Origin of the sequence: Coleofasciculus sp. (assembly GCF_046565525.1) — a bacterium.
Lineage (GTDB): Bacteria > Cyanobacteriota > Cyanobacteriia > Cyanobacteriales > Coleofasciculaceae > Coleofasciculus.
Genome location: NZ_JBKHUP010000009.1, coordinates 59,679 through 73,287, shown reverse-complemented (window position 1 = coordinate 73,287; position 13,609 = coordinate 59,679). Strand labels below are relative to the sequence as shown.

Annotated in this window: 14 protein-coding genes and 1 pseudogene; 10 read left to right on the top strand and 5 right to left on the bottom strand. The window is 45.6% G+C overall.

The genetic code is table 11. The features are described 5' to 3' along the window. Positions 1 to 336: 336 nt before the first annotated feature. The 4 genes from ACLGGO_RS05005 (at position 337) to ACLGGO_RS04990 (ending at position 3,346) form a co-directional block, all read left to right on the top strand. The gene (locus ACLGGO_RS05005; RefSeq protein ID WP_446418481.1) at positions 337 to 1,410 is read left to right on the top strand and encodes a dipeptide epimerase; all 1,074 of its coding nucleotides are present in this window, start codon (positions 337 to 339) and stop codon (positions 1,408 to 1,410) included. Then, positions 1,394 to 2,443 carry a DUF1611 domain-containing protein gene (locus tag ACLGGO_RS05000; protein WP_446418480.1) on the top strand — a complete coding sequence of 350 codons (1,050 nt, stop codon included), beginning with the start codon at positions 1,394 to 1,396 and terminating at the stop codon, positions 2,441 to 2,443. Before ACLGGO_RS05005 ends, ACLGGO_RS05000 begins: the two co-directional genes overlap by 17 nt. A gap of 166 nt (positions 2,444 to 2,609) precedes the next feature. Then, positions 2,610 to 3,023: a XisH family protein gene (locus tag ACLGGO_RS04995; RefSeq protein WP_446418479.1), complete on the top strand. Its 414-nt coding sequence runs from the start codon at positions 2,610 to 2,612 to the stop codon at positions 3,021 to 3,023. After that, positions 3,011 to 3,346 carry an element excision factor XisI family protein gene (locus ACLGGO_RS04990; protein ID WP_446418478.1) on the top strand — a complete coding sequence of 112 codons (336 nt, stop codon included), beginning with the start codon at positions 3,011 to 3,013 and terminating at the stop codon, positions 3,344 to 3,346. Before ACLGGO_RS04995 ends, ACLGGO_RS04990 begins: the two co-directional genes overlap by 13 nt. Before the next feature lie 183 nt (positions 3,347 to 3,529). On the opposite strand, the gene ACLGGO_RS04985 is transcribed toward ACLGGO_RS04990, so the two are convergent. The 4 genes from ACLGGO_RS04985 to groES all read right to left on the bottom strand — a co-directional run bounded on the left by ACLGGO_RS04985 (position 3,530) and on the right by groES (position 7,008). After that, positions 3,530 to 3,712 carry a hypothetical protein gene (locus ACLGGO_RS04985; RefSeq protein ID WP_446418477.1) on the bottom strand — a complete coding sequence of 61 codons (183 nt, stop codon included), beginning with the start codon at positions 3,710 to 3,712 and terminating at the stop codon, positions 3,530 to 3,532. Between the two features lie 19 nt (positions 3,713 to 3,731). Beyond that, on the bottom strand, positions 3,732 to 4,820 hold the full coding sequence (locus tag ACLGGO_RS04980; protein WP_446418476.1) for an HNH endonuclease: 1,089 nt from the start codon (positions 4,818 to 4,820) through the stop codon (positions 3,732 to 3,734). A 117-nt stretch (positions 4,821 to 4,937) separates the two neighbouring features. Then, positions 4,938 to 6,572: a chaperonin GroEL gene (groL, locus tag ACLGGO_RS04975; protein WP_446339128.1), complete on the bottom strand. Its 1,635-nt coding sequence runs from the start codon at positions 6,570 to 6,572 to the stop codon at positions 4,938 to 4,940. Between the two features lie 124 nt (positions 6,573 to 6,696). Then, a complete protein-coding gene (gene groES / locus ACLGGO_RS04970; protein ID WP_446339129.1) occupies positions 6,697 to 7,008 on the bottom strand; it encodes a co-chaperone GroES in 312 nt (103 codons plus the stop codon). 341 nt (positions 7,009 to 7,349) lie between these two features. On the opposite strand from groES, the gene ACLGGO_RS04965 reads away from it, so the two are divergent. The 4 genes from ACLGGO_RS04965 (at position 7,350) to ACLGGO_RS04950 (ending at position 11,345) form a co-directional block, all read left to right on the top strand. Next, a complete protein-coding gene (locus tag ACLGGO_RS04965) occupies positions 7,350 to 7,886 on the top strand; it encodes a (2Fe-2S) ferredoxin domain-containing protein (RefSeq protein WP_446339130.1) in 537 nt (178 codons plus the stop codon). Positions 7,887 to 8,037: 151 nt separating this feature from the next. Next, on the top strand, positions 8,038 to 8,688 hold the full coding sequence (locus ACLGGO_RS04960; protein WP_446339131.1) for a response regulator transcription factor: 651 nt from the start codon (positions 8,038 to 8,040) through the stop codon (positions 8,686 to 8,688). 277 nt (positions 8,689 to 8,965) lie between these two features. Further along, the gene (locus ACLGGO_RS04955) at positions 8,966 to 9,703 is read left to right on the top strand and encodes a DUF1995 family protein (protein WP_446418475.1); all 738 of its coding nucleotides are present in this window, start codon (positions 8,966 to 8,968) and stop codon (positions 9,701 to 9,703) included. A gap of 187 nt (positions 9,704 to 9,890) precedes the next feature. Continuing rightward, a complete protein-coding gene (locus ACLGGO_RS04950) occupies positions 9,891 to 11,345 on the top strand; it encodes an adenylate/guanylate cyclase domain-containing protein (RefSeq protein WP_446339133.1) in 1,455 nt (484 codons plus the stop codon). A gap of 85 nt (positions 11,346 to 11,430) precedes the next feature. Here ACLGGO_RS04950 and ACLGGO_RS04945 read toward each other — a convergent pair whose 3' ends face one another. After that, on the bottom strand, positions 11,431 to 11,910 hold the full coding sequence (locus ACLGGO_RS04945; protein WP_446418474.1) for a GNAT family N-acetyltransferase: 480 nt from the start codon (positions 11,908 to 11,910) through the stop codon (positions 11,431 to 11,433). A gap of 62 nt (positions 11,911 to 11,972) precedes the next feature. Between ACLGGO_RS04945 and ACLGGO_RS04940 the strand changes: the two are divergent. Beyond that, positions 11,973 to 12,191, top strand: a pseudogene (locus ACLGGO_RS04940) (amidohydrolase family protein); the annotation flags it as partial. A 54-nt stretch (positions 12,192 to 12,245) separates the two neighbouring features. Beyond that, positions 12,246 to 13,607 (top strand): DUF2157 domain-containing protein, encoded by a 1,362-nt coding sequence (locus tag ACLGGO_RS04935; RefSeq protein ID WP_446418473.1) that lies wholly within the window; start codon positions 12,246 to 12,248, stop codon positions 13,605 to 13,607. Positions 13,608 to 13,609 lie beyond the last annotated feature (2 nt).

Sequence of the window (13,609 nt, the reverse complement as noted above, 5' to 3'; positions counted from 1 at the left end):
CCAAATGTAGGGGCGCAAGGCTTGCGCCCGATTTAACCGTAAAATCTATTCCACCAAAGTCTTTAACGGTGAGTGGTGCGTTACGCTTCACTCTCCTCACCCTACAGATTTACCTGAAGCGCTGTCAAGCTAAGCTTTAAGATAGTTACCACATCGGCTTCGGGTTAGAATCAGCGAATTCCAATACCATAGCTTAATATAAATGTCACTGACTGGTATGTTGGTGGGCAGTGCCCACCCTACGGTATATCAAGGGTGGAGGCGCTTCCAAAATGCAAATTTTCAGTGCTATTCAACCTAATATAGGCTTACTGTGTAACAAACCCCCCTTGGATTATGCGCCTTAGCTTAGAACCCTTTACTGTTCACAAGCGATTCCCCTTAACCATTAGTCGCGGTACAACCTCCCAAAGCACCAATATCTGGGTGCGGCTAGAACATGAGGGGATAGAGGGTTGGGGTGAAGCCTCTCCCTTTGCGATCGCGACTCCATCCCATCCCTTAAATAAAACTCCACAAACCACTCAGATACTGTTAACTGCACTTGAGTTACTTATACCCATACTAGAGGCATATACACCCTGGGAACGACAGAAAATCGAACGAGTGTTAGCAGAAACTGATGCACCATCGGCGGCTAGGGCGGCGATTGATATTGCATTACATGATTGGTTAGGAAAACAGCTAGGTGTTCCCTTATGGAAATTGTGGGGATGTAATCGTCACCGGATTGTGCCAATTTCCGCCACGGTAGGAATTGGTACACCTGAAGCCGCACAAGAACGAGTGCGAGATTGGATACCGATCACTGGGGGTAATGTGCTTAAAATTAAACTCGGTTCTCCCGACGGAATTGAAGCCGATCGCGAAATGCTATTAGCCATCCGAGACGTCGCCCCCCAAGCCCAGCTAACCGTTGATGCGAATGGCGGTTGGAGTTTAGACGACGCTGTAAAAATTTGCGACTGGTTAGCCCAACAGGGTGTTAAATACGTCGAACAACCCCTTAGAGCCGGACAAGAGGCGGATTTACCTCATTTGTATTCGCGATCGCCTCTACCTATTTTCGTTGATGAAAGCTGCTTTACCAGTCGGGATATTCCTCCCCTGGCTGATTGCATTCATGGGATTAATATCAAACTAATGAAATCCGGTGGATTAACGGAAGCATTGCGGATGGTACATACTGCCAAAGCCTTTGGGTTACAGGTGATGTATGGCTGCTATTCCGATAGTACCCTCGCCAATACCGCCGCTTCTCACTTATCCTCTTTCGCCGATTATCTGGATTTAGACAGCCATTTGAACTTAGTTGACGATCCCTTTACCGGGGCGACGCTTCAAGATGGACGATTGATACCAAATAACTTATCAGGATTGGGAGTAAAACGCCATGTATCTGACGAGTGATCAGCGCGTCGCTATTTTATTACATGAAGGGATTCGCGGCGATCAGGGGAAAACCGGATTAACGCTGCTACGATATACAGAAGCAACTGTGGTGGCAGTGATTGATAAGGATTGTGCTGGAGAATCTTTATCTGAATTAACTGGAATTAACTGTAATGCGCCGATTGTGGATTCAGTGAGTTCCGCCCTCGCCTACAATCCCACGATTTTAGCGATTGGAATTGCCCCATCGGGGGGACGGTTGCCAGAGGTTTGGTGGCAAGAAGTTAAGCAGGGAATCGCGGCTGGACTTTCCGTTTATAACGGTTTGCATACGCCAATGGCATCTGATCCAGAATTACAAGAATTACTCAAACCCAATCAACAAATTTGGGATATTCGCCAGGAACCAACGGGTTTGGGGATTGGCAAAGCCCAAGCGCGATCGCTGTCTTGTCAACGGATTTTAACCGTGGGTACGGATATGAGTGTGGGGAAAATGTCTACCAGTATTGAGTTCCATCGCGCCGCTTGTCGAAAGGGAATTAAGTCTAAGTTTTTGGCAACCGGTCAAGCGGGGTTAATGATTGCTGGGGATGGCATCCCTTTAGATGCAATTCGGGTCGATTTTGCGGCGGGTGCGGTTGAACAAATAGTGATGAAATTTGGCAATGGTTATGAGTTGTTAATGATAGAAGGGCAGGGTTCACTGATTCATCCCGGTTCTACGGCAACCTTACCCCTAATTCGAGGTACACAACCCACAGGTTTAATATTAGTTCATCGCGCTGGACAAAAACAGATTCGCCATTGTCCGGATGTAGCGATTCCACCGTTACCAGAGGTTATTCGACTGTATGAAACCGTGGCTAGGGCGGGAGGGGCATTTGCACCGGTGCCAGTTGTAGCAATAGCCTTGAATACCGGGCATTTGAGAGATGGGGAAGCACGAGACGCGATCGCGCAGGTTCAGGATGAGACAGGTTTACCTTGTACGGATGTGGTGCGGTTTGGGGCAGATTTATTGGTCGATCCTGTCATGGAAACGTTATAATATTTTCCCTATTTAATGGATTAGAATTAGACCCAGAAACTGTAGGGGCGCACGCTCCGTGCGTCCATCAATGATATCGAAAAACCCGCCCCTACAAGCCTTGTCGATTTTTCGGTTGAAGGTGTTGTTAACGCGATCGGACTAAAAAAAAAGGTGAGGAGTAAGAGTGGCGAAAGACCTGTTTCATAATGCGGTAAAACAGGCACTCCTCAAGGAGCATTGGATGATTACAGCAGATCGGCTGATAATTAAGATTGAGGGGGTGAGGTTAGAGATTGATTTGGCAGCAGAAAAAGTCTTGGCGGCACAGAAGGCAGGGCGAAAAATTGCGGTTGAAGTCAAAAGTTTTTTGAGCAATTCGGCGCTGACTGATTTTCATCTGGCATTAGGGCAATTTTTGAACTATCGGCTGGCTCTACAAATGAGTGAACCGGAGCGGATACTTTATCTAGGAGTGCCGTTGGATACGTTTGAATCTTTTTTTCAAGAGCGGTTTGTTCAAGAAGCCGTTAGGCTGTATCAACTCAAGCTTGTGGTTTACGATCCAAATTTGGAGGTGATTATTGAATGGAAAGACTAGAACACTACCGCCAATGCATTCGTAAGCTGCTTTCCCAGCAGGCAACAGGGGTAGAGGGGAATCCAGATGTTGAATGCCAGCTTATTTTTGATGCAGAACATGACCACTATCAGTTATTAGATGTGGGTTGGCAAGGGTTGAAGCGGGTTTACGAGTGTTTCATCCATTTGGATATCAAGGATGGCAAGATTTGGATTCAGCGTAATAGGACAGAGGTGGATATTGCGCGGGAATTGGTGGAAATGGGGATACCTAAGGAGGATATTGTCTTAGGGTTACATCCATGGTATAAGCGTCCCTATACGGGGTATGGGGTTGCTTGATTACTTCTTCATATTATTAGGATAGTATGATCCTAGGTTATTGATTCAATAATTGCACGATTGAGGATCGCACTCTTTCCCCTCAACCTCACCCAAACGGCGATCGCATACCTTCTGCTCAACCCAATCACCACGCGATCGCACATCTGACCCCAAATCTTATCACTACGCGATCGCGCAGGTTCAGGATGAGACGGGTTTACCTTGTACCGATGTGGTGCGGTTTGAGGCAGATTTATTGGTCGATGCTGTCATGGGAAAAATATAATCAATTCCCACTTTGCAGGCTTTGGGTAGAGAAATCCCTAACTCCTGTTCAAGTTTATTGATTTCGGAAGCTTGTTGTTTAACTGTATCTAAATACATACAAATTTTAATTTAACTTTTAACAAGATAGCCTTCGCGGTAAGGCTAAAGTTCCGTCTTCATTAAAAATTCTATCGATAGTTAATCCATAGTAATTGACAAATCTTTTAATAAAGTATTCACTTAAATCCAAAGCTTTTTCATTTTTATTAATTACTTTTTTGTGGTTGAGATTGGGAGAATGAACAGGGGAACTAAATGCATAACCAGTCCATAATTGTCTTCCTGTATAGAGTAAATTTGTACTAGATGTATTTGTTATCATAGCCGTTAATAAAGTATCATTAAATGGTAATGACAAACTCCATATCTCAATTAAATTATGAATTTGATTCCTAAAGCTTTTAGCAACATCTTCATATCTTAACACTCGGTTATGGGGGTCAGGCATAAAACTACGTGTCTGACCGGATTTAGTATCTTCTTGTACAAATCCTTCTAGACAGAGCATAAATTCACAATGACCGTTTCTGGAAACCATAATTTTATAACCAAATCCTTGACTTATATAACTTAAATCTTCATTGACAACTCCGTATTCATTCGGTCTTGTATTATAGCTATTAATAAAACTTGATAAGGGAGAGTGCATATCGTAGAAGTCAGGTAGTCTACAACTGTTGATTAATGTCAGTAACTCTCGATTCAGGGGATCGATACTGTCGTCAGATATATTAAGAGGCGTAAGACTTACTATAACCCATACCTTAGTTCCAGCAAACTTTTTCCACTCTTTCTCTCTAGATTCAATAAAATCTGAGTTGTCAATCTGGTTTATGTAAATTTTATCTTGCTCTAATTTATTAGTAACCCACTGTTCATGTTCCAGCTTCATGAGCTTTAATTTTTCCACTGTCCATTCTTCAGGATTCTTGTCAATTAGAGTATGATGAGTCGGACATAACAATATTAAATTAGAGTATTCATCTCTTTCTTCAGGAGTCAAATCGCTCTCCCCACGAGGGCCATCAGGTGAATCAGCTACAATATGAGCCATTTCGCCGAGTGTACTTTTGGAACCATCAGGGGTTAATTCAATTTTGCAGCCAGGAAAAGCACAGCGATTCCCAGAACGCCCCCACAGTAGTTTGACATCCTTCATTTTCATAATTTTTGTCCTTGAATAACTTAAAAAGCTGTCTCTTCTTGAACGAGACAGCTTAATCGGCGTACAATCCAACCGAGCGTAGGGGCAATTCATAAATCACCCCTACAACCTCAGCGATTAGTAATCGAAATCGCCCATACCAGCACCAGCGCCAGCACCAGCACCTTCCTTGGGTTCAGGCTTGTCAACTACGATACATTCAGTAGTCAATACCATCCCCGCGATAGAGGCTGCATTTTGCAGGGCGGAACGAGTCACCTTGGCGGGATCAACGATACCGGCTTCAAACATATCAACGAACTCATTCGTCGCCGCGTTATAGCCAACGTTAAAGTCTTTCTCTTTCACCCGCTCAGCGATAACGGCACCATTTTGACCCGCATTCTCAGCAATCCGCTTCAGGGGCGCGGCTAGCGCACGAGAAACAATCATTGCCCCAATCAAACCTTCACCGGTCAGGTTTTCATTTGCCCAAGATTCCAGGGTAGGAGTCAGATGAGCTAGAGTCGTACCACCACCGGGAACAATTCCTTCTTCTACCGCCGCCTTGGTCGCGTTAATCGCGTCTTCTAAGCGCAGCTTGCGGTCTTTCATTTCAGTTTCCGTAGCCGCCCCAACTTTTACCACCGCAACGCCACCAGACAGCTTCGCCAAACGCTCTTGCAGTTTCTCCTTGTCGTAGGAAGAATCGGATTCTTCAATCTGACGACGGATTTGTTCACAACGGGCTTTAACCGCCGCTTCGTTGCCTTCAGCCACAATCGTGGTATTGTCTTTGGTGATGTTGATGCGACGCGCTTTACCCAGCATATCTAGCTTGGTGTTTTCCAGCTTCAGACCCGCGTCTTCGGTGATCACTTGACCACCTGTCAATACCGCGATATCTTCCAGCATAGCTTTGCGGCGATCGCCAAAACCAGGAGCTTTAACCGCAGCGACGTTGAGCACACCGCGCAGACGGTTGACCACCAGAGTCGCCAGGGCTTCTTTTTCAATGTCTTCAGCCAAAATTAGCAGAGGACGACTCGAACGAGCAACTTGCTCTAGCACAGGTACTATATCCTGAACCAGGGTAATTTTCTTATCGGTAATCAGGATGAAGGGTTCTTCCAGAATCGCTTCCATCCGCTCCATATCGGTGGCGAAGTAGGGCGAGATGTAGCCCTTGTCAAAGCGCATCCCTTCGGTGATTTCTAATTCAGTGGTCATAGACTTCCCTTCTTCGAGGGAAATCACGCCTTCTTTGCCCACCTTATCCATTGCTTGGGCAATCATCGAGCCAACTTCTTCGTCGTTACCGGCAGAGATGGAACCGACTTGAGCAATGGCTTTAGAATCTTCAACAGGACGGGCATTTTCGGCAATCTTGTCCACCAAGAAAGCAATGGCTTTGTCAATCCCCCGCTTCAAGGCGATGGCATTCGCACCAGCCGCAACATTCCGCAATCCTTCTTTGACCATGGCATGAGCCAGCACGGTAGCGGTTGTAGTACCGTCACCCGCTGCATCATTAGTCTTAGACGCAGCTTGACGAATCAGGGCGACACCCGTGTTTTCTACGTGGTCTTCTAATTCGATTTCTTTAGCAATGGTCACTCCGTCATTGACAATTTGAGGAGCGCCAAATTTTTTCTCCAGAACCACGTTGCGACCTTTTGGACCGAGGGTAACGGCAACGGCTTCTGCCAGAATATCCATACCCTTTTCCAGGGCGCGACGAGCATTTTCGTTGTAAATGATGCGCTTAGCCATAGATTTCAGTGATGTTGAGTCTGAGAATTGAACGGTGAATTATTAGAAATTGGGATGAGTTCATCATTCAGGAGAATTGCCAGATCCCTGGCTTGGTGTACTCCTGAACGTTTAGGGAGCATGACTAGGAAACGACGGCGAGGATGTCTTTTTCTGAAAGTAGAACATACTCCTCGTTGCCTAGTTTGATATCAGTACCGGCATACTTAGAGTAGAGAACTTTGTCGCCAATTTTGACTTCCAGTTCCGAGCGAGAGCCATCATCGTTGCGCTTGCCAGGACCTGTCGCGACAATTTCCCCGATTTGAGGCTTCTCTTTCGCGTTGTCGGGTAACAAGATGCCACCTGCAGTTTTCTCTTCAGCGGCACTGACCTTGACAAAAACGCGATCGCCTAATGGCTTGACTGTAGAAACACTCAGAGATACGGCTGCCATTGATATTCCCTCCTAATTTGCGTGGTTTAGTCTCACTTCACACTTTCTGCTGTTGAGTGATTAGCACTCTCTGCTTCTGAGTGCTAATTTACTCAACTAAGGCATCAAACTGCAATCAATGTCCGGGTACGGGTTCCCGAACTAAAGGATGGGTGGTGAAGTAGGGGTGTTGGGTGAAGGGTAGGGCGAGTTTGGCAAAAAAGTTAGGTAAAACAATTAGTGTTTGTCCCTAAACCCGCCCCGGAAAGACGAATAATGGCACGTCTGGAACACTTAAAACTCAAGACCTGTAGTGACGCGCTACCCTACAGGATAATGGGAATTTTTAGGGGGTAAGACAGATGAATACAGCATCAGACAAAACACTGTTGGCAAAAAATGTACATAGCCTAGGACTCAATCAAATTCAACGCCATATTTTGCTGTGCGCTGACCAGACTAAACCGAAGTGCTGCTCTAAACAAGCGGGTCTTGATTCCTGGGACTACTTAAAAACCCGTCTGAAACAGCTCAAGCTGGATCAACCCACTCAGGAGCGACAAAGCTGCGTCTTTCGTACCAAAGCCAACTGTCTGCGCGTCTGTGCTAGCGGTCCAATTCTGGTGGTTTACCCTGATGGCGTTTGGTATCGTAACGCGACGCCAGAGGTCATCGAACGCATTATCCAAGAGCATCTTATTGGAAACAAGATTGTCGAAGACTATGCTTTTTTAATTCATCCTCTTCCAGAAACCGATCAATCTCCTATCTCCGAACCAGCAGGAGTTAAAAGAGCCGACAGTCAATTCAAACCGCAGATAACTCCCGAAAAAGTCGCCCGTGTAGATCAACCCAAAAGCCCTTGGACCCAGATTTTCCAGCGCTTCTGGAGGAGCTAAGTAGGTGGGAAAAATTAAACTTAACGGCTTTTCTCACCCTGACTACTGGAGAGCCTTTAGTTTCCTGGTTCAGTAGACTAACATAGGACGTAAACTACCCGCCGACTAACCGAATCGAGCGGTCTAGCGGGGGTCTCCACGGGGGGAGAAAATGAAAGAAAACGTTATCAGAACTAACAAGCAACTGCTGCTGATTGACGATGACCCTAATTTAATTTTGCTCGTTAAGGACTACCTAGAGTTTCGCGGGTACAAAGTGATCACGGCGGAAAATGGTCGAGAGGCGCTGGATGTTTTAGAGCAAGATATTCCAGACATGATCATTTGTGATGTGATGATGCCAGAGATGGATGGCTATGCTCTGGTTGAGTATGTTCGGCAAGATCCGCGCATGAACTGGGTTCCCGTGCTATTTCTCTCTGCCAAAGGACAAAGCCATGATCGGGTAAAGGGACTCAACACCGGCGCCGATGTTTACATGGTCAAACCATTTGAGCCAGAAGAATTGGTCGCTCAAGTTGAATCTTCTCTGAGACAGGCTAGCCGCTTAACGACTCGCTCCCCGACACCTGCAGGAGAGCCGCCATCTAACATTAAAGTTCCCGCCCATGTGGAATTGACACCAACTGAACTGAAGGTTGTACAGTTTGTGGCACGGGGATTGGCAAATCGGGAAATTGCTAAGGAGCTTAATGTGAGTCAGCGCACGATTGAAAGCCATGTTTCTAATATGCTAAGCAAAACTGGATTGCATAACCGTACCGAATTAGCTCGTTGGGCAATTGAAAGTTGTCAGGCTTAGGGGTCATTGTCTTATGTCATTCGTCATTCGCCAAAAACTTCCATACCTGAGTCAGGGCGGGTTGAGTCTCATCTAGGTGAGGTAATAAACGGTAATAGTGAAACCCGCCCCGACACAAGCGCCATCGCCATGCTCGACTAGCAAGGGCGTTGGGTCAAAACGAGAAACTCAAAATTCAAAACTATTCCCTGTTCCATCTTGTGATTCATAGTTCGTTACAATTGAGAGGACACGACGCACTATGCATCAAGGACGAAGGACAAAGGACAAATGACCGATGGCTGAACTTCCTCAAACCTTAGACGAAGCGATCGCTCAAGCTCGCGAAGCGACACAAGCTGCTCTCAATGATGGATATACTCGCCTGCAAGTCGAGTTAGTTTTTCCAGAGATTGCCTTGCAAGCCCAATCCCTTGCATGGCAATTTACCCCTATCTTTGAACAGTATGGTTCGGGACTAAAGGTTCTCTTTCCTGATACTGGGGCTGCTGCACTCGCCCGTCGAGACTGGGGAGAAACACCGTTTAAAGTGACAGACATTGGCACAAGTCGCTCCCCTGTCGAAAGTAGAATTCAGCCAGAGGATGAGGCGTTTTTGATTGTTGCTCCCTCGGCGGTGGAAGTGAGTCAAGTGGAAAAAATCTGCAATTTGGCTGGCGATCGCCCCTGCGTTTTACTCATTCCCCAGCTTGAAGATCTCAAAGTGGTTGGTATTGGCTACGCCGCACGTCAACTCCGTGAACGGTTTCTCAGCACCCTAACCTCTTGTTACTACGTCCAACCTCTTGATGGGGCGGCTCTTTTGCGGGTTTATCCGGGAATGTGGCAAATCTTGCTGGAGGGGGAAAATGCCTATCAGCTTATTGCTGAAGAACCGCAAAAACCTGTAGGAGATGCCTTAGAATTGATTATTGCCAAAGTCACGGGTAGCACTGACTCAGAAGAAGTGTCTGCGCCCAAAAAAACCGGGTTTCTCTCTACACTACAGAGCTTTTTAGATGCATTGAGTCGTTAATCAAAAATCTAAACACTAAACTTCAAAACCACAGGATAGACAGCGTCTTTTTCCCAAAAATGTTGAAAAAGCGTCATTTATGATATGATTCTACACTTCAATATGTCAATGCGATAATTGAAATTGAATAGAAAATTCCGATAGAGGGTGCAAAAACCAACCGTAAATCTTCCCTGGAAAATGTCCAATGAATCCTTCTTGTGAGGAGAATGAGCCAAACCTATTCCATAGGGAAGCATCTCTCCAAGCCTTCTTCGATCTTTCTCCTGATTTGTTGTGTATCCGTGACAGTAATGGGTATTTTAGGGAACTCAACTCCGTTTGGGAAAAGACTCTAGGCTGGACGTTGGATGAACTGCGATCGCGTCCTTGGTTAGAGTTTGTTCATCCTGATGATGTGGCATTTACTTTTGATATGGAGAATCAATGTTACACTCTCCAGGATAATACAACCCCGATACGCCTTAAACATCGCTTTCGTTGTCGAGACGGAAGCTATCGTTGGCTGTCTTGGCGTTTGGGAGCCTATCAAAATAGTGTCAGCTATGGCATTGCCCAAGATGTCACCGAAAGCAATTGGCGAGGCAGTCAGGCTTATCGTAAAGGAGTACAGGAAACCGTTAAACTACGGGATCAAGCGATCGCGGCGAGTAGTGTTGGCATTGTCATTGCTGATGCGCGTTTGCCGGATATGCCCCTTATCTATGTTAATCCTGCCTTTGAGAAAATAACGGGTTACTCTGCCGCTGAAGTCTTGGGTTACAATTGCCGTTTCTTGCAAGGAAAAGATACTAATCAGCCTGCGGTGACTCAACTTCGTGCTGCGATAAAAGCTGGACAACATTGCACCGTTACCTTACTCAATTACCGGAAAGATGGAACACCGTTCTGGAATGAATTGACAATTTCGCCCATTCATGATGATAGAAATAATCTGACTCATTTCGTTGGAATTCAATCGGATATTAGCGATCGCATCAAAGCTGAACAAGCTCTGCGCTTAGAACAACAAAAGTCAGAAAAGTTATTGCTAAACATTTTACCCAAGACTATTGTTGAGCAATTAAAACAATTTGAGGGAACTTTAGCGCAACAATTTACTGAAGCCACTATCTTATTTGCCGATATTGTCGGTTTTACTCACTTTGCGGCTCAAATATCTCCCTTAGAACTGCTTAATCTATTAAATCAGATTTTTTCTGTTTTTGATCAATTAGCCGAAAAACATGGCATTGAGAAAATCAAAACGATTGGCGATGCTTATATGGCTGTGGCGGGTTTACCTGTAGTGAATGATCTCCATGCCGAGGCAATTGCTCAAATGGCATTGGATATGCAACAAGCCATTCAACAGTTTAAAACACCACAAGGGGAACCCTTCCAAATTCGCATTGGCATTAATACGGGACTTGTGGTAGCGGGTGTAATTGGGATTAAAAAGTTTAGCTATGATCTTTGGGGAGATGCGGTTAATGTGGCGTCTCGCATGGAATCATCTGGACTTCCGGGGAAAATTCAAGTGACGGCGGCGACAAAAAAGCGTTTGCAGGATCAGTATGTATTTGAAGAACGGGGTGCGATCGTGGTTAAGGGAAAAGGGAAAATGACCAGCTATTGGCTGATCGGGAAGCAGGAGAAATAGAGACGTAAGGTGTGGAACGTCTGGAGAGGTGCGGATGTGCAGGGGAGATGAGGAAGATAAGGGAGTTCAAAACTCACGCACTATACTATAGTTGTTTGACATAAACGCGATCGCACCGCTTTGTCTCTACCCCTGTGGTTTGCTGATAGCCGCTATTTTCATAAAGCTGGATGGCTTCTTGGAGAGCGATGGCGGTTTCAATCCAAATTTTTTGGAAACCCCGGTTGGCAATTGTTTGTTCAAGCTGTTGCAATAAAAATTTACCGATCCCTTCACCTCGAACCTCTGGAAGGAGGTACATTTTGCGGATCTCTACAGCGTTTTCGCCGCGTTCGACAGGATAATACGCCGACGTTCCCACAACTTTACCAAGGTATTCTATCACCCAAAACTCTCCCCCAACCGTTTGATAGAAGGTTTCGACGTCAACCACATCACGATCAGCTCCCCTAGGTTCCCAGGTTAAGCCGTATTCTGACAAGACGGAACCAATCACCTCAGCGGCGGTGACGCGATCGCGCGGTTCCCAGTCACGAATTAAAAAGTCACGGTAATAGGTTTTCATCGTATACGAAATCAAAGCTATCGAGTTTTATTATCGTCTTTGGTTGCCTCTCGATCAACTCTCAGCTATCAGACAAGCCCTTCATTGATTTTTTAATCACCCAAGCCCTAGAAATTGCGACTAAATACCAGTTACCGATACAATTTCATACGGGTTTTGGTGACCCGGATTTGGATCTGCGCTTGAGCAACCATCTGTATCTGCGATCGCTCCTCGAAGATAAACGCTTTGAAAACGTCCCCATTGTCCTACTGCACGCGGCTTATCCCTATTTAAAAGAATAATAATTAAATGTTACAACATTTTAAGAGGTGGAACAGAACTAAAATGCTAATATGTCTTCCAATAAGTTTAGTCGCCAGTTGCGTCAAGAAGCACAGCAATGGCAGAGTGAGGGGTTAATTAATGCCTCTGTCTATGAACAACTTGCCCAACGCTATCAATTTGAGGAACTCGAAAGTGCTTCCCGTAAGCAATTTGTCTCGATTCTTCTGTTGATAGGTAGTATTCTTTTAGGCGTAGGTACGATTATGCTTATCGCCGCCAACTGGCAAGTTTGGTCGCGAGAGTTTAGAGTAGCGTTACTCCTGCTTCTGTTTATTGGATTAAATACAGCAGGCTTTTATCTATGGCAACGTCCTAAAGGAGGAAAACGCCGTTTAGGAAAGACATTGCTAGTGCTAGGGGCGCTGACACTGGGGGCAAATATGGCGTTGATGTCCCAAATCTTTCACCAAAATAGACCCGCTTACCAGTTGCTGCTGCTTTGGGGACTCGGTGTCTTAGGGATGGCGTATAGCTTGCGGTTAACGGGGTTAGGGATACTTTCTGCCCTTTTGATCACAATTGGATATATCCAGGGACAAGGACAACCAGAATTTTTGGCGCTGGGAGAGATAGCATGGCTGCGGCTAATGGTACGATTTATGCCCGTAGTATCGGGTGTGATGTTTATTCCCTTAGCCTACTGGTGCGGTTCTCGGTGGATTTTTCGCCTCGGTGCGATCGCAGTGATTTATTCGTTGGAATTCAACTTAGTACACCTCAACCTTTTAGTCGCCCCCGCCTGGGTTAGCGCGATCGCTTGCGCCCTTCCGCCAGCATTGTTATGGGGATACAGGGATAAGTTTTGGAGACGGTATCTCGAAAATGCTAAGTCCTTCGAGAGTACAGCCCGCACGCTTGCCATTATTTTCCTCAGTCTCTTATTTTCCCTCTTATCGTTCTATTGGATGTGGAACGTCTCCTTTATACCATCTGCCAACAATACCTCTCATGTACCATGGTATATTTTGGTCAATCTGTTTATCTTAGTCAGCTTAACCATTTGGGAATGGCTGCATAGTTGGCGTCAGTTCAACCGAATAACTGGCTTTGTGGCATTCATGATTGTGATTAGTGCTGTCATTCCCTATTGGCATCTAAGCACGGGTTCTTTAGATATCGCTGCTGTACTAACTTTCAATTTACTCTTACTAGTGTTGGCTGTCGGTTTAATCCGTAAGGGAATAACCCAAGCCCAACGACGCTTTTTCTGGGGAGGGTTGGTACTGTTAACGTTGCAAGTATTAAGTCGGATGATAGAGTACAATACCGATTTACTGTTCAAATCCCTAGTTTTTTTATTGTGTGGTTGCGGTCTTATAGCGGCTGGGGTAAGTTTTGAATACTATATTCGCGCTCAACACTCTAAATAGGG

Coding starts and splice junctions, on each gene's coding strand:
- ACLGGO_RS05005 (WP_446418481.1), top strand. CDS start 337: ATGCGCCTTAGCTTAGAACCCTTTACTGTTCACAAGCGATTCCCCTTA.
- ACLGGO_RS05000 (WP_446418480.1), top strand. CDS start 1,394: ATGTATCTGACGAGTGATCAGCGCGTCGCTATTTTATTACATGAAGGG.
- ACLGGO_RS04990 (WP_446418478.1), top strand. CDS start 3,011: ATGGAAAGACTAGAACACTACCGCCAATGCATTCGTAAGCTGCTTTCC.
- ACLGGO_RS04985 (WP_446418477.1), bottom strand. CDS start 3,712: ATGTATTTAGATACAGTTAAACAACAAGCTTCCGAAATCAATAAACTT.
- ACLGGO_RS04980 (WP_446418476.1), bottom strand. CDS start 4,820: ATGAAAATGAAGGATGTCAAACTACTGTGGGGGCGTTCTGGGAATCGC.
- groL (WP_446339128.1), bottom strand. CDS start 6,572: ATGGCTAAGCGCATCATTTACAACGAAAATGCTCGTCGCGCCCTGGAA.
- groES (WP_446339129.1), bottom strand. CDS start 7,008: ATGGCAGCCGTATCTCTGAGTGTTTCTACAGTCAAGCCATTAGGCGAT.
- ACLGGO_RS04965 (WP_446339130.1), top strand. CDS start 7,350: ATGAATACAGCATCAGACAAAACACTGTTGGCAAAAAATGTACATAGC.
- ACLGGO_RS04960 (WP_446339131.1), top strand. CDS start 8,038: ATGAAAGAAAACGTTATCAGAACTAACAAGCAACTGCTGCTGATTGAC.
- ACLGGO_RS04955 (WP_446418475.1), top strand. CDS start 8,966: ATGGCTGAACTTCCTCAAACCTTAGACGAAGCGATCGCTCAAGCTCGC.
- ACLGGO_RS04950 (WP_446339133.1), top strand. CDS start 9,891: ATGAATCCTTCTTGTGAGGAGAATGAGCCAAACCTATTCCATAGGGAA.
- ACLGGO_RS04945 (WP_446418474.1), bottom strand. CDS start 11,910: ATGAAAACCTATTACCGTGACTTTTTAATTCGTGACTGGGAACCGCGC.
- ACLGGO_RS04935 (WP_446418473.1), top strand. CDS start 12,246: ATGTCTTCCAATAAGTTTAGTCGCCAGTTGCGTCAAGAAGCACAGCAA.